Below are 25,213 nucleotides of genomic sequence, written 5' to 3' on the forward strand. Positions count from 1 at the left end.
CTTTTATCTGTCATTTTATACTTTCTCTTTTCCCTCTCTATGCCTCAATATTGACTATGGGGTTACATCTAAATGCTGAGTCAGCATATAATACTCGCTTGGATTTGTTGTCCAGTTTTTCACTTTTTGATTGTAAGCAACAACAATGTTTGGATATACAATCGATGACGTCAGCATTTTTCTATTAATCAAAGCGGTTGCTTGTTTGGCTAATTGATCTCGTTTTGCGTCATCTACTGTTGAATTTAACTGCTGAATCATTTTTGTTAGCTTATCGTCATTAATCCGACTGGCATTTAAACCACCGCCCGGCAAATAGTTCGTACTTAAATAATAGCTGGCATCCCCTCTAGGTGCTGTGATAAGGCTGTACAATGCTAAATCCCAATCATCTTTTGCCATTATATATTCATCGCTATCTTCAACTAGGTGAATCTTAATAGTAATTCCTAACTCTTTCGCATTAGACTGTATAAGCTGAGCAATTAAAGGCAGTTCTGGCAGAGAGCTGTATGTGACAAGAGAGAGCGATAGTGGCTTTCCATTTTTGATTGCTTTGTCATTTTTGAGTTGATAGCCTGCTTTCTCTAAATATTTTTTAGCAGATGTCATACCTCTTTGCTCATTAGCAGTACTATCAGCAAAAGGAAATTGGGGTAAAAATGGACCTCGAGCCGCTGTCGCTTGATTGTTCATTATGCTACTGACAATTTCTTTTCGGTTCAATAAAGCATCGATAGCTTTTCTTACATTTTCGTCTTTTAATGCGTCATTGGTTTGATTATAAAGCAATAAATGGGTACGTACACTAGGTACTCCACTTACCTTAAAAGACGGATCTGTTTGTAAAGTGCTCAAGCTTTCTAAAGGCGGGCGATAAATAATATCGGCTGTCCCGGACTGAAGAGCAGCAACTCGCGCATTAGCATCTTCGTTAAATGCAAAAATCGCTTTTTTTAATTTCACTTTCCCATCCCAATAATGTTCATATCTTCCTAATTTCACTTGATTTCCTTGATCAAAAGACAAGACGCGAAATGGACCCGTACCAATGGGCTTCTTAGTTATATTAGAAGCATCAACGTCTATAATAGCTGTATTTGGATGCATTAATTCAGAAGGGAATTTAGGGATCGGTTCTTTTAACGTAATTGTCAGCATGTGACCGTTCGCTTTCATTTCTTTAATATTTAAAGCGTTTTTCATCGCATAACTTTGATCTATCGTTCTTTGAAGAGAAGACTTAACGGCATTTGCATCCAGCGCTTTTCCATTTTGAAACGTGATGTTCTTTCTTATCATAAATGTCCATGTAAGGCCGTTATCTTTCGTTTCCCACTTTTCAGCAAGCCAAGGCTTTATTTTTAAATCGTCGCTGATTTTAACAAGCGTCTCCCCTACTCCCGCACGAACTGCTGTATAATTATCATCCGTATGAGGATCAAGCGTTGCAGATGTAAAATTAAATAAAAACGTCACACTTTTATCTGTTTTCTTTCTTTCTTTTATACTTATGCTCTCTTCATTAGGAGCGCAAGCAGTGAGGCAAAGTAACACAAGAAATATCATAGACACGAGTTTTTTATTATTTATCATTGATTTTTCCACCTTCTATTTTAATACACAAAAAAGCACTTCTAAAAAGAAGTGCTTGTCTTCACAACAAATTCAGATAAACGTATCCCTTGTTTATCTTATTTTTGATTCTGCCAAAACACCTCCCTATCCTCGTAGGTTATTGTGTGCTGAGATTTATGGCAGGTCTCCTGGCTTCAAGTCATTGCCTTATACCGCCTTCCCGTCTCTAAATAGACAGTGGCTTTTTGACATAAGGCTCCTTGTTACAGTGGCGGGACCGCTCCGGATTTGCACCGGATTCCCTTTTAAGGCAATTGAAAAAAAACAATTGCCACCATAAAAGCTTGTTATTTAATTTAGTAGCGTGCTCTTGAAACTCTAGAAGTAGAAGCTGATGGTGAAACATCTTCATCATCAAATCCAGTGGCAATAACGGTTACCATCATTTCGTCCTTTAAGTCTTCATTAATCACAGATCCAAAAATCATATTTAAGTCCTGATCAGAAGCAGACGTGACAATATCTGCTGCTTCCTGTACTTCGTAAAGACTCAAGCTACTGCCGCTCGTAATGTTCAACAGCACGCCTCTTGCTCCATCAATCGATGCATCTAGCAGCGGACTAGAAATCGCTTTTTTGGCTGCTTCGATTGCCCGGTCTGATCCGGAAGCTCGTCCGATACCCATAAGCGCAAATCCTTGATTAGACATGATGGTTTTTACATCAGCAAAGTCAAGGTTAATCAGCCCCGGAACAGCGATTAAATCTGAAATACCTTGAATACCTTGGCGAAGAACATTATCTGCTTCACGGAATGCTTCAAGCATAGGCGTCTTTTTATCGACAATTTCAAGCAAGCGGTCATTTGGAATCACAATAAGGGTATCTACCGATTCATTCATCGCAGTAATACCGCCTACTGCTTGCTTCGTACGTTTATTTCCTTCAAACTTGAACGGGCGAGTGACTACTCCAATTGTTAAAGCATTTAGTTCACGGGCAATTTGGGCAATAACCGGAGCTGCTCCAGTACCAGTTCCTCCGCCCATGCCAGCTGTTACGAATACCATATCTGCGCCTTGCAGTACTTCTTGAATTTGTTCTCTGCTTTCTTCGGCTGCTTCTCTTCCTACTTCCGGATTAGCTCCTGCACCTAATCCTCGCGTTAAGGCCGCACCAATCTGCATTTTCACATCTGCTTTAGATAAGTTAAGCGCCTGAGCATCCGTATTAACGGCGATAAATTCTACCCCTTGTACACCATGTTCAATCATACGGTTAACGGTGTTATTTCCTCCACCGCCGACTCCAATTACTTTAATTCGCACTAATGGCGATACATCTGCATCAAATCCAAACATTCTAAGTTCCTCCTCAATGATCAAAATTACTTTCTCTTATTATCCGAAAAAACACGTGAAGAACCTTTTACTACTATATTTAACGCGTAACTGTTCTTTTGTTTTACAGATTTTATACATTTCTCTTTTAACCTTTAAATCTTTACATCTTTATGTAAAATTATTGTTGTTCTGAAGTTAGTACGCCGAACTCTTTTTTGGTTTTCCCACTCAAAACGGCATATAAGCTTATTGTATCATTCATTTGACAGATGTCTGTATTTAATTTTGAGTAAGATGTGACTAAGAGAATAATATTTTTATAGACAAAATGAGAAAAAGCCCTTAGAAATAAGGGCTTCTCTAAATAATAAACCGTTTTATAATTTCCCAGTTAAGAATTGAGCTTCTCCCATGCCAAAGCTCCAGTCAGCATTACCGTTCTCAACAATTGAAATCATAATGTCGTTTGGCTGAATACCGCAGCTTTCTCCCAGCTCTTTTACAATTAATTTGTAAAGAGCTTGTTTTTGCTCTTCTGTTCGCTGTTTGCTCGTCACACTTATAATAACCAAATCCTTGCTTCTCTCAAAGCCAAGACCTGTATCTTCAATAATCATTTCATGAGCAGGATGCTGATGTACAATTTGATAACGATCGCGTTCTGGGACGCCAAAGGCTTCTAGCATCGCTCGGTGAGTAGCGTCTAGTAATGCTTTTAACTCTTTTTCGTCTCTTCCTTCTATTACATCAAATCTAAGTAATGGCATACTAAGTAACCTCCAGCTTTTTGCCTAATGTATTATTGCTTTATCATATCACAACTATCATTTGTAAAAAAAAGATATGCTATTCACAATGTGCTGACCTCAAACGCTTCAATAAAAGCTGAATCTAATAAAAAGAAATGAGCAGCATAACGGCTCATTTCATTAGTACAAAAACATTTATAATAAGAGCTAAAATACATACAGATACAATGGCAATGAGTACGTTCATCACAAGGTTTTGCGAGGATGTTTTGGCTTGTTTTTTCATATCAGCCCGACTCATCTGTTGCTTTTCATGATCACTTTTAGACATCACGTAGCCTCTCCTATTCATCAAAATGTCAGCAGTGTGTAAATGATTTTTGAGAAACCTTGATCCAGTTCTTTTGTATAAAAAGCATCACATGCAGGTTACCACCAGTTATTTTAGCATGTTTTGTCAAATAAGTGGACTATGTAGCGCTTCAATTTAGTATTCACGGCCAAATATATTTAAATTCGTTGCTTTTCTCTTCTTTTCTCGCTATTGTTTGAGAAGAAGGATAATTAGATACGATAAAGGATGATACGATATTGAATAACCATACGCAGCTGCCTCAGTATATCTACACATACGCATGCAGCGAAGAGGAACTCTCACTATGTCAATTAGAGAGACGCTCTCTTTTTGAAATTGAAACTGAGAAACCTATCATAAAAAGTGCCGTTAAACTTGATCCAAGCAGAAGCCCTTTTATCAAAGAGCGATTAGATATTATGTATGAAGCAGATGACCTTGCGGATATTTGCAAACAAGTAGAAGATATTGACCTTGGAGATCAAACATTCAAACTCATTTTTATGAAAATTAATGACTTGGAAAAAGATCAAAAAATAAGTTATAAAGGTCAGCGTGCTGTTGAACGTGATGTGGGTTGGCATTTTGTAGCAGAAGCAGACTTGCATAACCCTGACCATTTGTTTGGCATTGTTCCATTTGAAGGACGCTGGTATTTTGGAAAATATCAAAAAAGTGAAGCTGTATGGCTGCATCATTTGAAGAAACCGCGTGAATACTCTACGGCACTCAGTACCCGCCTTGCAAGAGCTGTAGCTAACATTGCCGTTCCAAATCCTGAAGGAATCAAAGCGATTGATCCATGCTGCGGTATCGGTACAGTCCTTGTAGAAGCCCTTTCAATGGGCATTGATATTGTAGGACGCGATATCAATCCACTTGTGACCGACGGATCTCGTGAAAATATTGCGCATTTCGGCTTAAGCGGTGATGTCAAAACTGGACCGATTTCAGATGTTACAACTCACTATGATGTAGCTATCATCGACATGCCTTACAATCTCTACACCCACGCGACGCCTGAAGATCAGCTTTCTATTTTAAAACACGCTCGCCGCTTTGCGGATAAAGTAGTCGTGATTACAGTAGATACGATTGACCATATGATTCATGAAGCTGGCTTTTCTATTTCAGATCGCTGCGTAGCGCGCAAAAGCGTATTTTCTAGACAAGTAGTTGTATGCGAATAAAAAAGACACCAGTCTAACAGGCTGGTGTCTTTTTATTTACCACTCTTTAGGTTCATAGTCTAATTCTTTGAATAGCTGCGTACGCTCTTTTTTCGTTAAATCTCTCCATTGCCCAACAGGTAAGTTGTTTAAATGGATATTCATAATACGCGTGCGCTGAAGGCGGTATACTTCATATCCGAGCACTTCACACATACGGCGAATTTGACGATTTAAACCCTGTGTTAAAATAATTTGAAACTCATACTTAGACAGCTGTGTCACTTCACAAGGAAGCGTTTTTGTGCCTAAAATTTTTACTCCCTCAGACATGTTTTTGATAAACTCTGGTGTAATTGGCTTATCTACTGCAACAATATATTCTTTTTCATGCTTGTTTTCTGCACGTAAAATTTCATTAATAATATCGCCGTCATTTGTAAGTAAAATTAAGCCGTCTGAATCCTTATCAAGCCGTCCAACGTGGTGAATACGCAAAGGGTGATTGACTAAATCAATGATGTTTCCCTTTACTTTTTTTTCACTCGTACTTGTAATGCCGACTGGTTTATTAAGCGCAATATATACATTATTTCGAGCAATCCGAAGCTGTTGGCCGCTTACTCGAATATCATCGCCAGGCTTAACTTGATCTCCGACTTTTGCAATCTTTCCATTAACGGTTACTCTTCCTTCACTAATTAACTTATCTGCCCCGCGTCTTGACGCCTTTCCAGATTCGCTAATAAATTTATTCAGTCTCAGGTGAATCACAACCTTACATTTAAAAATTTTAAAATTTGTCTCTTCTATTAGAAACAGAAATATGCCAATTTCTATACCGTCCCTATCGTAACATGCTATACGCTTCTCGTCTGCTTTTAATTTCATTACTTAATCATATTTTTTTAACAGTAATAGAAGTATAGCTCCAAAATACTTTGTAACCTTATTCTTAACATTTCAATCAATGCTTACACCTGTGAAGCTTGCATCAATCTTCACTTATATACAAGACCTAGACGTCTGGATTGACTGATCAGTATAGAGTTGCTACCATTATACTGACCGATCAATTAGTAATTATATCAGGGAGCTGTTTTCATGGAACCAACCAATTCAAAAGAAAAAATTTTAAGCGCAGCTGCTAAACTTTTTCGCAAAAAAGGCTATCACGCCACCAGTCTAAGTCAAATTACAAAAGAAAGCAGCGCTCCGAGAGGATCTATTTATTATTATTTTCCGGATGGAAAACAACAGTTAGCAAAAGAAGCTATTCAAAAAACGGGAGAAAGAGTCAAAGCTTATATCGAAAAATCCCTCGCTTCTCATGAAGATGCCGCGGCAGCTATTCAATATCATATAAAAATGATGGCTGATCGAATGTTTGAACAAGTGGAAAATGAAGCGGATATCTCTCTCGCTGCTATGTCGAGTGAAGTATGGTCATCAAACGAAACGCTTCGTATGGCCTGTGAAGACGTGTATAACGAGTGGGAGCAAGTTTATGCAGATAAGTTAGTTTGTTCAGGTTATGAACAGGAGGAAGCAAGACAGCTAGGTTCAGCTATACAGTCTTGGATTGAAGGTGCTTATACTCTTTCATTAACTAAAAATAGTACAGTCCCTATGCAAATTGCAGCTGACCAAATTGGTAAGCTGTTTGCAAACAAAAATTAATTTAGTAAAAGGAGGTCACTTATGACACAAACAGAAGAAAAAATGAGTACACAAAGTAAGCTTATCCTTTTCATTTTGATTCTAGGAAATTTTTTATGCTTAATTAGTGAAACGGTAATGAACGTGGCCTTGCCAAGTATCATTTCAGATTTTCACATTAGAACGAGCTCAGCTCAGTGGTTAACTACCGGATATATGCTTGTAATCGGCATCTCTGTTCCGGTGTCTGCTTTCTTAATTCAACGATTCACATTAAGACAGCTGTTTGTGACGGCTATGAGCTTTTACTTAATTGGGTCCTTCATTGGATTTATCACTCCATGGTTTTCTCTGCTTTTTGTGGGCCGTATGATTCAAGCATTAGGGACAGGCATTATTTTACCTCTTGTGATGAGCACAATGTTAACACTCGTGCCTGTTAGCAAACGCGGCACCGTAATGGGGATTTTTAGCGTAGCTATTTTATTTGCACCGGCAATAGGACCGGTTCTTTCAGGATTAATTATTCAATATTATTCGTGGCGAATTATATTTCTAGGTCTTTTAATTGCAGCGGCGCTTATTTTCCTATTTGCTCTTTTCAAGCTCAGTAACGTTTCTGAAACATCTAAACCAACAATTCATATCCCATCTGTGATTCTTTCTACAATTGGGTTTGGAGGAGTTGTTTATGGATTTAGCGCAGCTGGTGAAGAGACGGGATGGAGTAATCCTATCGTATGGCTTACGCTCATAATTGGCGTCATAGCTCTTGCTTTATTTGTCAGACAGCAAAGCAAGCTGAATTCTCCTATGATTAATATGAAGCCTTTTAGATCGTCTGTGTTTTCAAGATCGATTTTCTTAATGTTTCTTATTATGATGATTCAGTTTTCAATGATGTTAATTTTGCCGCTATATTTCCAAACGGCTGCGGGACTGTCTCCTTTGCAAACAGGGTTTCTTATGCTTCCAGGCGGCGTAACGCTGGCTCTAACAGCTATGGTGGGAGGACGTTTGTTTGACAAAATTGGATTTAAACCGCTGCTTTTAACGGGCTTAGTCCTTTTAACAATTATCTTAAGTTTGTTCACTACTATTTCAAGCGGAACAAGCACGACGACTGCAGCCATCTTATACGCAGCCTTTACAATTGGCGTAGGTTTAAGCATCGGGCCCGTGATGACGCTTGCTTTAAATCAAGTACCAAAACCGCTTCATGCTCACGGTTCAGCTATTTCAAATACGATTAACCAAGTTTCAGGCGCGATTGGACCCGCTTTGTATACAAGTATTATGACCATGGCTTCTCAGCACTTTATTCAACAATCAAATGAAACGAATAAAACGCTGTTACAAATAAAAAGTATGACAAGCGGGGTTCATACCGTCTATTATGTAGCCATCGCTTTCGCCGTCGTTTCGTTCCTGCTCGCTCTTACGTTAAAGAAAAAAGACCAGCAGCTTGAAACACAATAAGTAAGAAACTGATAAGAGCTGCTCACAATTTGAGCAGCTTTTGTTACATGCAGAATTTATATTATAAATGTAAGAGCAATCATAGATACTATTAAAACAAGGATAACAATACTTTTCTTTCTATCTTCCATGCTTCAATAGCGCCCACGACACCACCAATGACTAAAATAAAAGTACCTATAACGTGCAGAGGCAGCAGAGATAACAGCTTGCAGCTTGCCTAAACTCGCCATAACTCCTCCGGTCAATATAAATCCTGTTGTTACAATAGATTTTACAGATGTTAAGTCTCTTATAGCTTCTTTTTTTCAGTTTTACTCAGTTTAAAGTAATCTACTATACTAAAAACAGCGGGTGTTCCCCATAAAATAAAAAAGCTAATCAATCTATCGGTGTCTACACTCACTGTTCATTCACCACCTTTATCAATCCCTTACGCTCAGTTCCACCATTTAACAAATAGTTATATATTATTCTTGCTTCAAGGATCCTCCAAAAGAAAATTGATGGTAGTCATCAAGCTTATTCCAATACCCTATGCACTTTACGTCAGGCTCATCAATAGCTAACGCTGCTTTATTAGTTCCTTTATAAGGAAGAAATGCCGTTTTGGCTTGATATTTAATTTATTTCCTTCTGCTAACACCTTAAATTTATTATCAGAATAACCGTTTTTCATTTTTAAAGGATACGATAAAAATACATTATTTTGTTTGATGGTCAAATCGCTCTTGTTTACTAATTCCATTTCATATGAAATCCCTTGCTTCATTTTTTGTTCTTTGATTACGTTAATACTTATCTTTTCTAGTTCTCTTAAAGGAACGTTGTCTTCTTCTTTTGAACACCCGGCAAATAAGATGACTAACGCTAATAAAACAAGAATTCCTAACTTTCTATTCAAAAAACAATCCCCTCTCTAGTAACAAAGGTTATTTTACAATCATAACTCAAAAAAGTTATTTAATGGTAAAAATACAATTAAAAAAGCAAACCGTCATCGGTCTGCTTTTTTAATTGCTACGCATAGGTAATGTGTTGTTGTGCGAAAAACTTTTCGATAAGGAGTTTGCCAACTATATGTATATCGTAACAAAAGAAAAAAGAATGCGCTGTGAGATTTGTCACTCCTTGTTTCAAAATAATCTAACCGGATACTTCCTATTGTCTTAAGCAAAAAGAGCAGAACGCAAACGCGATCTGCTCTTTTTACATGCTAGATATGGGTAATTTGTCCATGCGTGAAAAGCTCTTCAATAAATAAGGGGTTTATCACTACACCTATAGAATAACAAAGAAAAAAAGATGCGGCTGTGAGATTTATCACAGCCGCATCTTTTTTATTCAACTAGCTTGTTAAATTGTACACGTTTATTAATTGCCGCCATAATTGGTGCTCCTACAAGCATAACAATGAACTCACCAACAGCCGTTGTTAACCATGTAAAGAAAAATGGTAAATCAAATGCTAAGTGCAGTTCAAACGCAATAATAAACATCGTGAACGTAAATACAAGTGTATTAACAAGCATACGAGCCCACATATTTTTAATGTAGCGCATAGAAAAAATGGTAATGAGTAATGATAGCACGGATTGTCCTACCCCAAACACCAGATCATAAGCGACCATTGGTGAAAAAAACAAATTCGTCAGAAATACTCCTAGCACAATGCCGTACACGTACTTTTTATTAAACACAATTAAGTGATTGAACATTTCCGATATACGAAATTGGATATTGGTGAAGCCAAACGGCTGAATTAACATGCTGACAGCAATATACATAGCAGCTAAAAGACCGTTGACGCAAAGTGTTCTTATATTCATCTTACTATTCTCTCCTTAGTTTTTTAACGTGGGATGGTTACGAACCACGTAAACACTCAAAGAATCATACAGCAAGCTTAAGCTTTCGTCAATCTAGCTGTTTACAAACTACTGCCGGTTTCTATATCTTGCATATTGACTGCTCTTTTTTCTTACTTTTCTTTAGTATAAAATAAAAGACGTATCAGTATACATAGGTGACATCAAGTAGTTAGCCCTTTTGATTTGAAATACGAAAGGATTTGTAGCGATGTTAGACAATACAGATAAGCGCATACTAGAAGAGCTATCAAAAAATGGACGTATAAAGATGAAAGAATTAGGAGAAAAAGTGCATTTAACCGGACAAGCCGCTTCTGCTAGAGTATTAAAGTTAGAAGATGAAGGCATTATCAAAGACTATACAATTAACATTGATGAACGAAAACTCGGCTACATCATCCATGCATTTTTAAATATCTATACGCAGAGCATTCATCATCACCCCTACCTTACATTTTTAGAAAGTCAGCAGGAGTACGTTATCAACAACTTTAAAATCAGCGGCGATGGCTGCTACTTATTAGAATGCAAATTTCATTCAAATGAAGAACTAAATGATTTTTTGACAGAGCTAAATCAGCATGTGAATTACAAACTTTCAATCGTCATTAACAAATAAATTTTTTTAAAAAATAAAGGTATATTAATTTATGAAAATGGTAATCCTAATAACGTATTCCCCCTATTCCAATAAATTTGAAAATCCTTTGCGCCATCGCAAAGGATTCTTTTTTTATGTAGGAAACCGCCTTCTATTTTTTGAAAAGTTGAACATCTCTCACAGCGTTGACATAGCGGTCAGAGGTTTATATAATCGGTGACATCGAAGCATAGAAAAGCAGGATCAAGACCTATACACGTATCGTAATTCTTCGTCTTAGAAGTTGATCAGTTTTATAACTAGACAATTTCTAAGACGTTTTTTATTTCATTATTTGTGAAACACTAGTAAAAACAAGATTCCACGTGAAAATATCCTAATAATCAAGGAGGTTTGTATATTGAAAACAATCTATAAAGATATCATCTTAATTATTGTTGGAGCACTTTTAGTTGCTGCATCCATTGATTTTTTCGTCATTCCAAATAAATTAGGTGACGGCAGTACAGTTGGTATTGCTCTTGTTTTATATTATTTATTTCATATCCCTACAAGTATCAGCACATTTCTTGTAAACCTTATATTTATTGCCTTAGCCTATAAATTTCTAACCAAAAAAACGATTCTTTATACGATTCTAGGAGCCGTCATGACGTCCGTTTTCCTCGGTCTAGTCAGCTATATTCCTTTTCACGTTCACGACATGATTTTAGGAATTGTATTCGGGGCTTTACTAATGGGAACAGGACTTGCTCTCATTTTTATCGCAGATGGATCTACCGGTGGAACAACTCTTTTAGCTTATTTATTAAACTATACAAAAGGCTATAATATTTCTAAAAGCATGTTCTATATGGACAGCGTCATTATTTTAGCATCGGTTTTTGCTATTGGCGTCAACAACACACTCTATACTTTTATATTCGTCTATCTTTGTGCCAAAATCGTAGATGTCGTTATTGAAGGTTTCCACAACAAAAAAGCAATGACGATTATGTCTGATCAATACAAAGACATAGCACAAGTCATCACCAGTGAATTTGGAAATGCAGCTACCATCTTTTACGGATATGGCTACTACGCCAACAAAGATAAACGTATTATTTACGTTGTTATTAAAAAGAACGAGTTATTAAAAATTAAAAAGAAAATCCAGCAGATTGACCCGAATTCTTTTATTGTCATCCACGAAGTAAAAGAAGTTGTCGGCGGAAAATTTGGATTTATCGGCAATTCGCCTCATGAAACAAAAGCCGCTGCTAAATAAAAAAATCCACCTCTTGGTGGATTTTTTTATGAAAAAACCGTTAAGAAAAACGAAAAGATACCTGCTAAAAAGTAAACCGACCCTAACGCAATTGCTCCTGTAACGACCGTAAATACACTTAATCCTATAGCCACCTTCATTTTCATCCACATCCTTTTTAGATTAGTAGTATAAGTATGTCCAAGGATAGGAGATTTATAACTATGCCCTCCTATTTATTTCATATATCAATGCAACAATTGTCTATTCAATGTGTTCTAAAACCACCCCTGACGACATAATGTATAGGAAGGATTTCATATACACATCTTTGTATCACACATATCATATGAAATTAGGTGAGATAAAATGGTGGCTGTCCACTTTTTTGAAAACAGAAAGCTTCTATTAAGCCAGCTGAGGGAAAACATTCCTTCTACGGGTGATGATTTAAAGATTAAAGGACGAAAAGGAACCGTCGTGCTTGTGAATGACATCGATGAAAAAAATGTTCACGTGGAAGTTGCTTTAGAAAAAGTAGTGAAAAAGAACTTAGCGTTAGATAACGCTAAAAAGAAAAGGAGATAAGCGGCTTACGCTTATCTCCTTTTCCTTTTAATTTATATACGAATCGTCTGTATCTTTTGCTTCAGTTTCCAAAAAAAAGAGATTCCTAAAAAGGAATCTGCAGCAAAGAGCGATATCATCGCCTGAATATTAATACAAGCTACATTTTAACATATAAAAACATATTTTACAAAAATAAACTATTATTTTACGCATAATTATTTTTTATTCGAGGTTTTTCAACATTTGAAACCCATTTCGTATAAAGATCTTTCTTTATTTTTCAGGCCAAATTTTTGCATCCGGCTCTAATAACCACTTATGCTCTTCTTCCATAATACGGTCTGTCCACGGATTATTGTCGAGATGGCGAATCATCCAGCAGAAGTACATCGCATAGCCAGGAGCCGTTGCTTGAGGATGATCCAATTCACCAGGAATTGTAATAAAACTATTATCAACTACACGGTACGCATCTTCTCCAACCATTGCGCAGCCAAATCCTTGGGGCTTGTCAAAACGATAGTAATACACTTCGGGCTGGTCATGATGATGAGGCGGATAACTCGACCATCTTCCTGGATAAGAAATAACTTCTCCAATAACAAGGTTAGAGTAAGGAGCGTTATTGTAGTCAAAAATTGTTCGAATTACGCGCTGAGCAGTACCTTCCCATACTCCTTCACCAGCCACTGTGTTTTGACAATCTTCAGGCGTATATAATTTTGATGAAAACTCTTTTTCATTATCCGTTTTTTGAATTAGCACTTCACTATCGGCAAACCCGGTAATTTTAACCTCCACATTTTTTGAAACGTGCAAACACCACGGCTCTTCTTCAAATAGGGACTGGCGCTGAATTTCTTTCGAATGGCCTTCCCACTCTAGCTTTACCTTTCCTTCTAGTAAAAGAATAGCCGTTTCACTGCTACTGTCTAGTAAAGTTTCCTCTTTTCCTTGGGCCATTTTATAAATCCCAATATCCATCAGCATATCTTTGTACTGACCGGTCATTTCTGTAAGTACGTTGTATCCTTTATTTAATTCACCTAATTTACCTAACATGCTTAAATTCCTCCTTTATGTAGTAGCGCAATAAGAATTTACTAATTACTCATTTTTTCTTCATAGACTCTCTAAATTCTTTTGAATATGTGACTATGAGGATTTTTTATTAACGGCAATATTCTTGATTGTGTTCAATTATTTGTAGATGCTGTGGCTTCCCTTCGTAACGGAGCTGTTGATTTCCGAACAATCAATTTTGGCTCAAGAAGCAAATGTTCTTTATGCATCGCTGGATATTTCATTTCTCTAACCAGCAAATCCACTACGTTTACAGCCATTTCTTTTGTCGGCTGTGCTACCGTTGTCAACATGGGCGTGATGGTAGTAGAAAGAACCGTATTATCAAAGCCAATCACTGATAAGTCTTGCGGCACATCAATTTTGAGTTCCTTTGCGGCTTGCATAACGCCGATAGCCAGTAAATCGTTACAAGCAAAAATAGCCGTCACTTTCTCCTTCATTGAAAAAATTTGCTTAGCACTTTCATATCCTTTTTGAATACTTGCTTCGGTCGTAATAACGTGCTGAGGGGGCACGATGATTCCATTTTCTTGCATAACTTCTCGAAAAGCATCTAAACGGGCGTGATTACTTTTTGCATTTTCTGTAATAACCGCAATTTTTTTATGATGCAAAGACAACAAATAATCAGTCGCTAAATAGCTCCCTTTGTAGTCATCCACTGTCACTGTATTAACGGATATGTGAGGAATTTCTGAAGCAATAACGCTAATCGGTATATCTTGCTTAAGCATATTTTTTAAAAGATTAGCATTGCGAAAAGCAGAAGCTACAATTAAACCGTCGATTCTCTGACGTATTAACAGCGATAGATATTTTTTCTCTTTTTCCGCATCGTTATCGGTATTGCACATTACAACATGGAAACCTCGCTCATGACTTCGGTCTTCTATGCTTCTTGCCAAATCGGCAAAAAAAGGGTTGGAGATGTCAGGTACGAGAAGCCCAATCGTTTTAGTGGGTTTTCCTGTTAAAGCAGATGCTACGACGCTTGGATGGTAATTCAACTGCGCCATAACCTCAATTACTTTTTGTCTTGTTCTTTCACTAATATGACCGGTTTGATTGATGACTTTTGATACGGTAGAAATTGATACACCTGCTTCTTCAGCCACACTATAAATGGTTGGCTTCATTTCCTCTCCTCCTTTCCTTTCATAAACACATAAAAGGCGTAAAATCTTTTACAATGGAAATTAAAGACCGCTTTTTTCTTTAATAAAGTTTCTTGCTTTTAAAGCATATTCAAAAGGATTAGCAAGGGCTGGATCCTGTTCTGCTTCTACGACAAACCATCCGCTATAATCCGAAGTAGCAAGCGTAGTAAATACCTCATCAAATTCAATAGCTCCGTCACCTGGAACAGTAAAGGCTCCTTCTTTTACCGCTTGCAAGAAGCTCAAGTCTTGTTCTTTGACTCGATCAACTACTTCTTGACGAATATCCTTTAAATGAACATGCTTAATACGGTGCAGATATTTTTTTAAGATATAAAGAGGTTCTTCTCCTGAAAAGACAAGATGACCAGTATCAAATAGCAGCGAAACAAGCTCCGGATTGGTAAGCTCCATTAGCTGCTCAATTTCTTCTGTTGTTTGTACACCTGTGCCCATATGGTGATGATAGACAATATGCATATCTTTCTCTCGTGCCAGTTTCCCAAGATGGTGCAGGCCTTCTGCAAGTCTGTTCCACTCTTGCGATGTGAACACAGGCTTTTCTTTAAATAAAGGAACATCCAGCAGCCCTTGAATGCTGTGCCCTTGTTCAGACACAACAATTACTTTTGCTCCCATTTCGTATAAAAAATCGCGATGTTCAATAAATGGCGTCACCGTTTCTTCCAGCGGCTTTGTTGTTAAAAATGTACTAAACCAGGCACTTGCAATTTCCAAATTTCGAAGCGATAATGCCTTTTTTAAGATTGAAACATTTCGCGGATATTTATTTCCTACCTCACTTCCTTTAAAACCGGTTAAGGCCATCTCACTGATACACTGTTCAAATGTATTTTCAGCTCCTAGCTCAGGCATATCATCGTTTGTCCAACCAATTGGAGCAATCCCCAGTTTGACCGTATTTTCCTTGAACATCTCTTCCTCTCCCTTATATAAAATTAAAACCTCTTTTATATTTATCGAATGTTTCTCTTCAACAACCTCATTTTCTCCTACTCCTTAATAAACTCTTGCCATTTCAAGGTTTTTCACCTTATCTTCATAAGCTTCCTGTACATGCTGATTTTTAGATACCTCTGCTACTCCTACATGCCACCATGATTCATAACCGTTCGTCATAGTTTTTGGCAGCACTTTAATATCAATTAGCGTAGAAACCTCTTGTTTTTGTGCATCTTCTATCGCCGTTTTTAATTCTTCAAGAGAACTTACGCGATACGTTTTTACACCGTAGCCTGCGGCGCTGGCTGCAAAATCAATTTTCATCACGTTTCCGTTTAGTTTTCCTGTTTCATCGTTTCGATAACGAAACTCTGTGCCAAAGCTACCCATACCGTTTGACATTTGAAGGTTATTAATGCACCCGAAGCCTGAGTTATCAAACAGTAAAATGTTTATCTTCTTTCTTTCTTGAAGGCTTGTAATAAGCTCTGAATGAAGCATTTGATAGCTTCCATCTCCAACCATCGCATACACTTCTTTAGCTGGTTCTGCCAGCTTAACTCCAAGTGCGCCTGATACTTCATATCCCATACATGAATATCCATATTCCATATGATAGGTATTAGGTTTAGTAGACTTCCACATTCTCTGTAAGTCGCCTGGAAGACTTCCTGCTGCACCAACAATGACGGAGTTGTCATCAAGGAGCTTATTCACCTCTCCAATTACTTCTGTTTGCGTTAATTGAGTACCAAGTGATTCTACATATTCAGCTAAGCTTTCATCTAAATGACCTTGTATTTCCGGAACAAAATCTGCACCAGTAAAACGTATGCTATGTAGACGCTCTAATTCTGTATCCCATGCGTCTTTAGCACTTGTAATTTCTGTTGTATAAACAGACTGATAGCCAATTGATTTTAGCTCTTCCCTAAGAGCAAGCAACCCTTCTTTTGCATCAGCTACAAGTTTCACGGCATCAAGTTTATTTGCATGAAATTCAGACGTGTTAATGGTAAGAAATTGCACGTTGGGATGTTGAAAAAGCTGTTTAGATGCTGTTGTAAAATCAGTAAATCGAGTGCCTACTCCAATTACTAAATCTGCTTCTTTAGCGATTGTATTAGCAGCTGAGTTCCCTGTTACACCTATTCCGCCCAGATTATAGCGATAGTCACTTTCAACGGCACTTTTCCCTGCTTGAGTTTCTCCAAATGGAATATGGAACTCACTTGCAAATTGTTTTAACTCTTTTGCAGCTTCTGAATACCGAACGCCTCCTCCGCAAATGATGATTGGCTTTTTCTTTGTTTTCATTAATTGAATTGCATCTGCTAGACTGTCCCTAGTCGGAAGGCGGCGCTCAATGCGGTGAACGCGCTTTTGGAAGAAATAAGCTGGAAAATCCCATGCTTCTCCCTGCACATCTTGAGGCAAACAAATAGTTACAGCTCCCGTATCTGCTGGATTCGTTAACACACGTATCGCATTAATCATAGCTGTCATCAATTGTTCAGGGCGGCTTACGCGATCCCAGTACTTACTCACTGGTCGAAAAGCATCGTTTGTAGAAATAGATAAATCATATGACTGTTCAATTTGCTGCAAAACGGGATCCGGCTGTCTAGTTGCAAATACATCACCAGGAAGCAGCAAAACTGGAATATTATTAGCTGAAGCAGTGGCTGCCGTTGTAACCATATTTGCTGAACCTGGCCCCACTGAAGATGTGCAAGCCATAATCTGCTTTCGATGTTTTTGTTTTGCAAAAGCCATCGCTGCATTGGCCATTCCTTGTTCATTACGTCCTTGATATACATCTAGATTTCCTGGGTCTTCTTCCAAAGCTTGCCCAAGACCTACCACATTTCCGTGCCCGAAAATTGTAAAAATCCCGTTAATAAACTGATGCTGCTTTCCATCAAATTCAACATACTGCTGATTTAAAAACTTCACTAATGCTTGTGCCGTCGTCATTCTAACTGTTTCCATGCTTCTTTCTCCCTTCTAGTACTAGATTGCGATTTTAAAAAAGGAAGCATAAGGAATATCTTTAATTCCTGATACTTCCTTTTTAAATGAGATGCGATTTTTAACGAATCACTTACCAGCGCGTTGTTACCATTTTCTTTCTTGTATAAAACTCCACGCCGTCCGTACCATTTGCATGAAGATCACCATAAAAAGAGTCTTTCCAGCCAGAGAATGGGAAGAATGCCATAGGTGCCGGTACCCCTACATTTACTCCTAACATACCAGATTCAATATTTTCACGGAATTCACGTACGCTTGCGCCGCTATCTGTATAAATACAAGCACCGTTTGCAAATCGAGAGTTATTAGCTACTTCAATAGCTTCTTCTAATGTTTTCACACGTACAATGGACAGCACAGGTGCAAAAATTTCATCTTGCCAAATTTTCATTTCTTGCGTAACATGATCAAAAATCGTTGGTCCGACAAAGTAGCCATTGCCATTTACTGCTGCATCTGTGCGACCGTCACGAATAAGCTCTGCTCCTTCTTGCACGCCTGATTCAATATAGCTGAGCGTACGCTCTTTATGATTTTCACGAATAACTGGTCCTAAGAAGACGTTTTCTTCTAAGCCGTCGCCAATTACAATATCATTTGCTTCCTCTACTAATCTTTCAATTAGCTGATCCGCAATTTCTTCTTGTACAGTAACAACAGATGCTGCCATACAACGTTCACCTGCTGAACCAAAAGCGGCTCCGATAATTTGTTTTGTTGCTACGTTCAAGTCTGCATCATTTAATACGATCGAGTGGTTTTTAGCACCAGCTAAAGCTTGAACACGTTTTAAGTTTTCCGTACCTTTTTTATAAACGTACTCAGCTACAGGCTGTGAACCAACGAACGAAATAGCTTTTACGAGCTTATGTTCAAGAAGGCCATTCACTACGTCATGAGCACCATTTACAATGTTTAGCACGCCTTTTGGCAAACCAGCTTCTTCAAACAGCTCAGCTAATCTTGCAGCTAAAAGCGGTGTACGCTCAGACGGCTTTAACACAAATGTATTTCCGCAAGCAATCGCAAGCGGGAACATCCAGCAAGGAACCATCATTGGAAAATTAAACGGCGTAATTCCCCCAATGACGCCAATTGGATAGCGGTACATGCCAGACTCAATGTCTGTTGCAATATCAGGAAGCTGTTTCCCCATCATTAACGTAGGAGCACCCGCCGCAAATTCTACACATTCAATACCACGCTGCACTTCGCCTCGCGCTTCGTTAAAGCTTTTTCCGTTTTCAACCGTCACTAACTTTGCTAATTCATCCCAGTTATCTACTAATAGCTGCTGATACTTGAACAAAATTCGTGCGCGTTTAGGCACGGCTGTTTTTGCCCACCCTTTGAAAGCTTCATTTGCTGCTTGCACCGCTTGATCCACATCTTCTTTTGTAGAAAGAGGCACCTGTGCGATTAATTCACCTGTCGCTGGGTTATACACAGGTTCTGTTTGTGATGTAGCTGATTCAATCCATTGTCCACCAATATAGTTTTTTACTGTTTTTACTGCTGTTTGTGTCATAGAATATCTCTCCCTTTATCTGATTTTAATAAACTTCTATTCCTTTAATCTCTCAAGATTTTCCCTTTGTTTATTAAGCTTCCTGCAAAACTTCCGTTGCTGTCTCCATAAAGTTGAAGAGCTCAACGCTTGTCGGCATAGCATCTGAACAGCTGTGTTTTGAAATTACAATCGAAGCTGAGGCACCTCCCAATCGCATTGCCTGCGGAATTTCAAGCCCTTGCATCAATCCGTAAATAAAGGCTGAAGCATAAGAATCACCAGCGCCAAACGTTTTCAGAACTTTTGTTTTAAATATTCCTCCGCGGTGAGAATCGCCGTCTCTTGTATAGGCAATAGATCCTTCTCCACCGTGCTTAATCACGACGATTTGAGCATGGTAAGAAAACCAGCGCTCTGCTGTTACTTGGTCATTAGATTCTTTATAATTTAAAAGTTTTTCCATCATATCAAACTCTTCTCGCGTACCAATAATCACATCTGATTTTTCAGCGGCTAAATTAAAGTAGACTGCCGTTTCAGCTTCTGATTCCCATGTATATGGACGATAATCGATATCAAAAAACACTACAACTTCATGCTTGCGTGCGTGTTCTAGTGCTAAAAACACGGCTTCACGAGAAGGACTTTGGGCAAGAGCGGTTCCAGATATTAAAAGAGCCTTTGACTTCTTAATATATTCTTCGGATACTTCTGTAGGATCTAGTTTTAAATCCGCTACATTATCTCGATACATTAAGATGCTGCAATCTGTAGGGCTTTTGATTTCCGTAAAAGCTAACCCCGTTACGGCCCCCGTTTTATCAACAGCAATGCCATCTGTATTAATCTTATTTTTTTGAAGATAGCCAGTAATGAAGCGGCCCATTTGATCATCTGATACTTTTCCGATAAAGCCGGTTTTTAAGCCTAGCCTTGCTGCTCCAATCGCAATATTAGCCGGAGAGCCTCCTACATATTTAGTAAATGTTTTAGTCTCTTCCATTGGACGCTGCGTTTCATTTGCATTTAAATCAATACATAAACGGCCAACAGCGATGAAATCTAACCCACGATTTTCTTTAAAAACAAGCGGATTCATCTTTATTCCTCCTTAGTTAAGCGCTTTCCTAAAAGGGTAGAAAGACCAATTTCTTTCATCCCCACGTTTACCGTCATTAATTCACTGCGTATTTTTTATGTTCAATCTTTACTGGCTGCCCGGATAGTAAAGATTCTTTTGCTGCTTTAGCAATTCGTTCTGCTTGTAACCCATCGTTCCCTGTACAAATAACGCTTTGATTTTCCATAATTGCTCTTGCAAACTGTGTCACTTCCGCTATGTACGCTTGTGTATAGCGCTCAAGAAAGAAATACAGCGGCTTCTCTTTAACTACATTTTCGCCTGTGGATATTTCCACTGTAGTAGGACGGCAATTGTCAGCGGCAGCTGCACCTTTTTCACCAAAAACTTCAAGGCGCTGATCGTAACCGTAGACAGCTTGACGACTGTTATCGATTACACCTAAAGCTCCATTTGCAAATTTTAATGACACAATGGCTGTATCTATATCTCCCGCTTCTTCAATAGCAGGATCGATGAGCGTCGTGCCGTAAGCCGATACTTCTATTACTTCGCTTCCCATTACATAACGAGCCATATCAAAATCATGAATCATCATATCCATGAACAATCCTCCTGAAGCGCGAACATATTCCGGACTCGGCGGCTGAGGATCTCTAGACGTAATTTTTAGAATGTGCGGCTGTCCTACTTCTCCTTGCTGTACAAGATCATGCACTTTTTTAAAGTTGGGATCAAAGCGTCGGTTAAAGCCAACTTGAAGCTGTACGCCATGTTCTTTTACTACTTCTAACGCTTGGATTGTTTCTTCTACTGAAAAACTAACGGGCTTTTCACAGAAAATATGTTTTTTCGCTCGAGCAGCTTCTTTAATAATCGATGCGTGCGTATTCGTTGGCGAACAAATGAAAACGGCATCAATTTCTGGATCAGCTAATAAATCTTGATAATTTGTTGTTAACGCCGAAATTTCTTTACTTGCAGCCCATTCATGCAAATGATCTACTACCACATCTGAAACCGCTTTAATTTTTATTTGCGGCATTAATTTTAAATTATCAGCATGTAATTTCCCTATGCGTCCAGCACCAATTATTCCAATTGTAAGAATCCCCATCTTATTTTCCCCTTTAATTAAAAGTTAAGAAAACATTCGCTCAAACCTTTACATAGGTTAAGCGCTTTCCTAATCCCAATTATACATAACGTTTTCTGAAATGCAAACTTTTTTTATAGATTATTTAGAATATTTGTTTTTTAACAATCTAAACGTATACGATAAAAAAACTATTTTTATCTATTTATCAATGAAATATAAAGAAATTCTTTATATTTCATTATTTTTACCATGAATTCAGTGATTATTGCCTTACGTACTAATATTTTTATGATTAAAATAATTTAATTGAAAATTATATATATTTAAAATTTTAATTGACGTTCAAAAAATGTAAGCGTATACTTTTTATCAAATAGATTAAGCGCTTAACCAAATTAGTTTGATGTTTTACACAAAATAATCGATCTGGTGGTGTGGAAAATGAATGAATTTATTTCCAGAAAAACGGCTTTAGACAGGATTGGGATCCCTTCTCATTTAACGTGGGGATACATAGGTATTATTGTTTTTATGATTGGCGATGGTTTAGAACAAGGATGGTTATCTCCTTATCTTGTAGAACGAGGTTTAACCATTGAACATGCTGCTTTACTGTTTACTGTTTACGGCATTACGGTCTCTGTTTCTTCCTGGTTCTCCGGCGTACTGGTTCAGCTGTGGGGTCCTAGAAAAGCAATGGCATTCGGCTTGATATCCTTTATTATTGGTTCAATTGGATTTATAGGTTTAGGACTTCATATTATGAATTACACAATTATACTAATTTGTTATGCTCTTAGAGGATTTGGTTACCCTTTATTTGCCTACTCATTTTTGGTCTGGGTGTCTTACCGCACGCCCCAGGAAATGCTTTCAAAAGCAGTAGGCTGGTTTTGGTTTGTCTTCCAGCTTGGATTAAGCGTAATCGGAGCCTTTTATTCAAGTTATATGGTTCCGAAAATTGGCGAAATCGCTACCTTGTGGAGTGGTTTACTTTTTGTTTTGATCGGTGGAATCTTTTCGATTATTATGAATAAAGACAAGTTTACCGTTCAAAAAGTAAACGATAATAAAACAAAAGAATTAATGAAAGGGATTACAATCGCATTTGAGAACCCTAAAGTAGGCATCGGAGGCATCGTAAAGATTATTAACTCTGCTGCTCAATTTGGATTTGTTGTTTTCTTGCCAACATATATGATGAAACATGATTTTACGATGAGTGAATGGTTGCAAATCTGGGGTACATTGTTTTTTGTGAATATGGCTTTTAATATTATTTTTGGTATTGTTGGAGATAAGTTTGGCTGGGTAAATACAATCAAATGGTTTGGCGGAGTTGGATGCGGAATTGTAACACTTGCTCTCTACTATGTACCGCAATTCGTCGGACATAATTATTGGGTGATGATGATTGTCGCATGCTGTTACGGTGCAACACTAGCAGGATATGTTCCTCTTACAGCGTTAGTGCCTTCTTTAGCTCCTGAGAATAAAGGAGCGGCAATGTCTGTGTTGAACTTAGGATCTGGACTTTCTGCTTTTGTAGGTCCTTTAATTGTGACCGTTTTTATTGGTCTTTTGGGCACGGGCGGCGTGATTTGGATCTTTGCTTGCTTATACTTCTTTGGTGCTTTTCTAACTGGTTTCCTTACGATTCCAACAGAGACAACTATCAAAGGCGAAACAATAAACGAAGTCAAAAGTCCAGTCTCTCTATAAATATGCTTAAGCAGAAAAAGCTGCGGGTGCCTCAACACCTGCAGCTTTTTTATTTTCTCTCCTTTATAACTTTTTTACCGACGCACGTTCTACTAGTTCGGGAATAATCGTTACTCTCTGTTTCGCATGCTCTTCTTTTTTCATAGACTTTAACAGCTGTTCAAACGTACTAGTAGCCATCTGAGAAATAGGTTGTTCAATCGTTGTCAAACCCGGCTCAGCAATATCGGCATATATCGTATTATCAAATCCAATTACCGACAGATCTCCAGGGATCGAAAGCCCCTGCTTCCTTGCCTCGTTTATGAGCGATACCCCAATTAGATCTGTACATGCAAAGACTGCTGTTGGCCTATTAGGCAAGGAAAGCAGCTGTTTACTTGCTCTCCTGCTATCTTCTACTGTTGAATAACAGCTGATAATGGACTGATTTTCTAGTGATAAATTTGCTTCTGTGAGCGCTTGTTTAAATCCCGCTAATCGCCCCTCGCTGCTTTTTCTATCTTTTTCAGTCATAATCGTTACCGATTGATGACCTTTTTCTATTAAATACGTACCCGCAATATATCCTCCGCGAACGTTATCAATTGTCACTACATGCGTTGAGATAGAAGGATGGTCAACTGAAAACAATACAAGCGGTACATCATGCTTCACAATTTTCTTTACGAGCTTCGTATCATTTAGTTCGGTTGCGATAATGATTCCATCTACTTGTTTTTTAAATAAAAGATCTATATATTCATGTTCGCGCGCAGTTTGATGATCTGTACTGCATAAAAAAAGCGTGTATCCGGCTGCTCTAGCACTATTCTCAAAAGCTCTTGCTACCTCTGCAAAAAAAGGATTCGAGATATCAGGAACTAGAACACCAATCGTGTACGTCTTTTTTCCTGTTAACGCCGCTGCGACACTGCTAGGCTGATAATCTAATTCCATCATTACTTCATTCACTTTTTTTATCGTTTTTTCACTAATACGGCCTGTTTGATTGATTACTTTGGATACAGTGGCTATCGATACCCCTGCTTTTTTCGCAACATCGTAAATGGTTGGTTTCACTTTCACTGTTCCTTTCTTCGTGATCTCTTCCTTTATTTTATCACGAAAGTATTCAATCGTTTTATATATTACCATAAGCATATTCTATAAGTCCCTGAAAAAAATTTTTTATTTTATGTATAAAAACTATCTATTAATCAAATCATAATCTTAACCTTATAAAAGGAGTTGATTATGATGGCAAACAGCAGAAATAAGAGCAGCAACGAATTAGCAGTACACGGTGCTCAACAAGCAATCGATCAAATGAAATATGAGATCGCTAGCGAATTTGGCGTAACTCTTGGTCCTGACACAACTGCACGCGCAAACGGCTCAGTAGGCGGTGAAATCACAAAACGCCTTGTGCAAATGGCTGAACAGCAACTTGGCGGCGGACGTTTCTAAATCACTATCATAAGCAATACGGCTGGAGGAAGAGCGAATGACCGTTCTTCCTTTTCCAATTTTTACATAATCTCTTATCGCGTTCCTTCTACTCTATATGTATCTAAAACAAAACCACTACCCCATAACGTTCACATCCCGTTATATAAGGTTCTCTTTCTCTCACAATAGAGTGTTTATGATAAAACATAAAAAGAAGTTCCTTTTATAGGAACTTCTTTTATCTCACTTTATAAATGTGCAAGCTCTTTAGATATCTTTTCGGTCTTTGCTTTTAGCTGTTCTTGCTGACCTTCTAAGTCAGCAAGAACAGCTAACACTTCCGTATTCTCTGGTTCTTCTTCATACTGTTTTAACGTAGCAACAAGAGACTGTGAAACTTTGATGAGCTCTTGATTAACTTCTTGCTGCTGTTTTAAATAGTCAAGTTCATATTCCGTTTTTTCTAGATTTCTCATCGGTCCCCTTCCTTTCGTTAACTAGCTTTTATTT

At 37.9% G+C, this 25,213-nt stretch carries 24 protein-coding genes and 2 riboswitches; of the genes, 8 read left to right on the top strand and 16 right to left on the bottom strand.

The window, feature by feature from the left end; all coding sequences use genetic code 11:
• Positions 1-54 precede the first annotated feature (54 nt).
• The 4 genes from nikA to LAV82_RS25235 form a co-directional block, all read right to left on the bottom strand.
• Entirely contained in the window at positions 55-1,596 is a 1,542-nt protein-coding gene (nikA, locus tag LAV82_RS25220) for a nickel ABC transporter substrate-binding protein (RefSeq protein WP_499717168.1), read from the bottom strand.
• Positions 1,597-1,739: 143 nt separating this feature from the next.
• Positions 1,740-1,932: riboswitch (cobalamin riboswitch) on the bottom strand.
• Positions 1,933-1,934: 2 nt separating this feature from the next.
• Positions 1,935-2,939: a cell division protein FtsZ gene (ftsZ, locus tag LAV82_RS25225; protein WP_013055240.1), complete on the bottom strand. Its 1,005-nt coding sequence runs from the start codon at positions 2,937-2,939 to the stop codon at positions 1,935-1,937.
• A gap of 359 nt (positions 2,940-3,298) precedes the next feature.
• A complete protein-coding gene (locus tag LAV82_RS25230; protein WP_013081615.1) occupies positions 3,299-3,688 on the bottom strand; it encodes a tautomerase family protein in 390 nt (129 codons plus the stop codon).
• A 154-nt stretch (positions 3,689-3,842) separates the two neighbouring features.
• On the bottom strand, positions 3,843-4,001 hold the full coding sequence (locus LAV82_RS25235) for a hypothetical protein (RefSeq protein WP_013055238.1): 159 nt from the start codon (positions 3,999-4,001) through the stop codon (positions 3,843-3,845).
• A gap of 260 nt (positions 4,002-4,261) precedes the next feature.
• Here LAV82_RS25235 and LAV82_RS25240 point away from each other — a divergent pair, with 260 nt between their 5' ends.
• Positions 4,262-5,215 (top strand): TRM11 family SAM-dependent methyltransferase, encoded by a 954-nt coding sequence (locus tag LAV82_RS25240; RefSeq protein WP_211078887.1) that lies wholly within the window; start codon positions 4,262-4,264, stop codon positions 5,213-5,215.
• Between the two features lie 36 nt (positions 5,216-5,251).
• On the opposite strand, the gene rluF is transcribed toward LAV82_RS25240, so the two are convergent.
• Positions 5,252-5,959, bottom strand: a complete 708-nt coding sequence (rluF, locus tag LAV82_RS25245; protein WP_211078930.1) for a 23S rRNA pseudouridine(2604) synthase RluF — start codon at positions 5,957-5,959, stop codon at positions 5,252-5,254.
• A gap of 339 nt (positions 5,960-6,298) precedes the next feature.
• Between rluF and LAV82_RS25250 the strand changes: the two genes are divergently transcribed.
• Positions 6,299-6,874: a TetR/AcrR family transcriptional regulator gene (locus tag LAV82_RS25250; RefSeq protein WP_013055235.1), complete on the top strand. Its 576-nt coding sequence runs from the start codon at positions 6,299-6,301 to the stop codon at positions 6,872-6,874.
• Positions 6,875-6,895: 21 nt separating this feature from the next.
• Positions 6,896-8,332: a DHA2 family efflux MFS transporter permease subunit gene (locus tag LAV82_RS25255; RefSeq protein ID WP_211078886.1), complete on the top strand. Its 1,437-nt coding sequence runs from the start codon at positions 6,896-6,898 to the stop codon at positions 8,330-8,332.
• A 565-nt stretch (positions 8,333-8,897) separates the two neighbouring features.
• Here LAV82_RS25255 and LAV82_RS25260 read toward each other — a convergent pair.
• Positions 8,898-9,236, bottom strand: a complete 339-nt coding sequence (locus LAV82_RS25260; protein WP_499717169.1) for a hypothetical protein — start codon at positions 9,234-9,236, stop codon at positions 8,898-8,900.
• Between the two features lie 436 nt (positions 9,237-9,672).
• Positions 9,673-10,161: a QueT transporter family protein gene (locus LAV82_RS25265; RefSeq protein ID WP_029320702.1), complete on the bottom strand. Its 489-nt coding sequence runs from the start codon at positions 10,159-10,161 to the stop codon at positions 9,673-9,675.
• Positions 10,162-10,170: 9 nt separating this feature from the next.
• A riboswitch (PreQ1 riboswitch) is annotated at positions 10,171-10,215 on the bottom strand.
• 196 nt (positions 10,216-10,411) lie between these two features.
• Between LAV82_RS25265 and LAV82_RS25270 the strand changes: the two genes are divergently transcribed.
• The 3 genes from LAV82_RS25270 (at position 10,412) to LAV82_RS25280 (ending at position 12,638) form a co-directional block, all read left to right on the top strand.
• Positions 10,412-10,822 (top strand): Lrp/AsnC family transcriptional regulator, encoded by a 411-nt coding sequence (locus tag LAV82_RS25270; RefSeq protein ID WP_013055230.1) that lies wholly within the window; start codon positions 10,412-10,414, stop codon positions 10,820-10,822.
• 382 nt (positions 10,823-11,204) lie between these two features.
• Entirely contained in the window at positions 11,205-12,071 is an 867-nt protein-coding gene (locus tag LAV82_RS25275; RefSeq protein WP_013055229.1) for a YitT family protein, read from the top strand.
• Between the two features lie 348 nt (positions 12,072-12,419).
• Positions 12,420-12,638 (top strand): hypothetical protein, encoded by a 219-nt coding sequence (locus tag LAV82_RS25280; RefSeq protein ID WP_013055227.1) that lies wholly within the window; start codon positions 12,420-12,422, stop codon positions 12,636-12,638.
• Between the two features lie 255 nt (positions 12,639-12,893).
• Here LAV82_RS25280 and LAV82_RS25285 read toward each other — a convergent pair whose 3' ends face one another.
• The 7 genes from LAV82_RS25285 to iolG all read right to left on the bottom strand — a co-directional run bounded on the left by LAV82_RS25285 (position 12,894) and on the right by iolG (position 21,568).
• Positions 12,894-13,682 carry a 5-deoxy-glucuronate isomerase gene (locus LAV82_RS25285; RefSeq protein WP_499717170.1) on the bottom strand — a complete coding sequence of 263 codons (789 nt, stop codon included), beginning with the start codon at positions 13,680-13,682 and terminating at the stop codon, positions 12,894-12,896.
• 134 nt (positions 13,683-13,816) lie between these two features.
• Positions 13,817-14,842 carry a LacI family DNA-binding transcriptional regulator gene (locus tag LAV82_RS25290; RefSeq protein WP_499717171.1) on the bottom strand — a complete coding sequence of 342 codons (1,026 nt, stop codon included), beginning with the start codon at positions 14,840-14,842 and terminating at the stop codon, positions 13,817-13,819.
• A gap of 60 nt (positions 14,843-14,902) precedes the next feature.
• Entirely contained in the window at positions 14,903-15,799 is an 897-nt protein-coding gene (iolE, locus tag LAV82_RS25295) for a myo-inosose-2 dehydratase (RefSeq protein ID WP_013055224.1), read from the bottom strand.
• A gap of 84 nt (positions 15,800-15,883) precedes the next feature.
• Entirely contained in the window at positions 15,884-17,818 is a 1,935-nt protein-coding gene (gene iolD / locus LAV82_RS25300) for a 3D-(3,5/4)-trihydroxycyclohexane-1,2-dione acylhydrolase (decyclizing) (protein ID WP_499717172.1), read from the bottom strand.
• A gap of 112 nt (positions 17,819-17,930) precedes the next feature.
• Positions 17,931-19,388, bottom strand: coding sequence for a CoA-acylating methylmalonate-semialdehyde dehydrogenase (locus tag LAV82_RS25305; protein ID WP_078081438.1), 1,458 nt, complete (start codon positions 19,386-19,388; stop codon positions 17,931-17,933).
• A 73-nt stretch (positions 19,389-19,461) separates the two neighbouring features.
• On the bottom strand, positions 19,462-20,469 hold the full coding sequence (gene iolC / locus LAV82_RS25310; RefSeq protein ID WP_013055221.1) for a 5-dehydro-2-deoxygluconokinase: 1,008 nt from the start codon (positions 20,467-20,469) through the stop codon (positions 19,462-19,464).
• A gap of 76 nt (positions 20,470-20,545) precedes the next feature.
• On the bottom strand, positions 20,546-21,568 hold the full coding sequence (iolG, locus tag LAV82_RS25315; RefSeq protein WP_211078881.1) for an inositol 2-dehydrogenase: 1,023 nt from the start codon (positions 21,566-21,568) through the stop codon (positions 20,546-20,548).
• Between the two features lie 423 nt (positions 21,569-21,991).
• On the opposite strand from iolG, the gene LAV82_RS25320 reads away from it, so the two are divergent.
• The gene (locus LAV82_RS25320; RefSeq protein WP_013055219.1) at positions 21,992-23,272 is read left to right on the top strand and encodes an MFS transporter; all 1,281 of its coding nucleotides are present in this window, start codon (positions 21,992-21,994) and stop codon (positions 23,270-23,272) included.
• Between the two features lie 63 nt (positions 23,273-23,335).
• On the opposite strand, the gene LAV82_RS25325 is transcribed toward LAV82_RS25320, so the two are convergent.
• Positions 23,336-24,334, bottom strand: a complete 999-nt coding sequence (locus tag LAV82_RS25325; RefSeq protein WP_013055218.1) for a LacI family DNA-binding transcriptional regulator — start codon at positions 24,332-24,334, stop codon at positions 23,336-23,338.
• A gap of 177 nt (positions 24,335-24,511) precedes the next feature.
• On the opposite strand from LAV82_RS25325, the gene LAV82_RS25330 reads away from it, so the two are divergent.
• Positions 24,512-24,721, top strand: coding sequence for an alpha/beta-type small acid-soluble spore protein (locus LAV82_RS25330; protein WP_016762907.1), 210 nt, complete (start codon positions 24,512-24,514; stop codon positions 24,719-24,721).
• A gap of 230 nt (positions 24,722-24,951) precedes the next feature.
• Here LAV82_RS25330 and LAV82_RS25335 read toward each other — a convergent pair whose 3' ends face one another.
• Positions 24,952-25,179, bottom strand: coding sequence for a hypothetical protein (locus LAV82_RS25335; RefSeq protein ID WP_013055216.1), 228 nt, complete (start codon positions 25,177-25,179; stop codon positions 24,952-24,954).
• Positions 25,180-25,213 lie beyond the last annotated feature (34 nt).

Source organism: Bacillus sp. ILBB4, from assembly GCF_035064545.1.
Classification (GTDB): domain Bacteria; phylum Bacillota; class Bacilli; order Bacillales; family Bacillaceae_H; genus Priestia.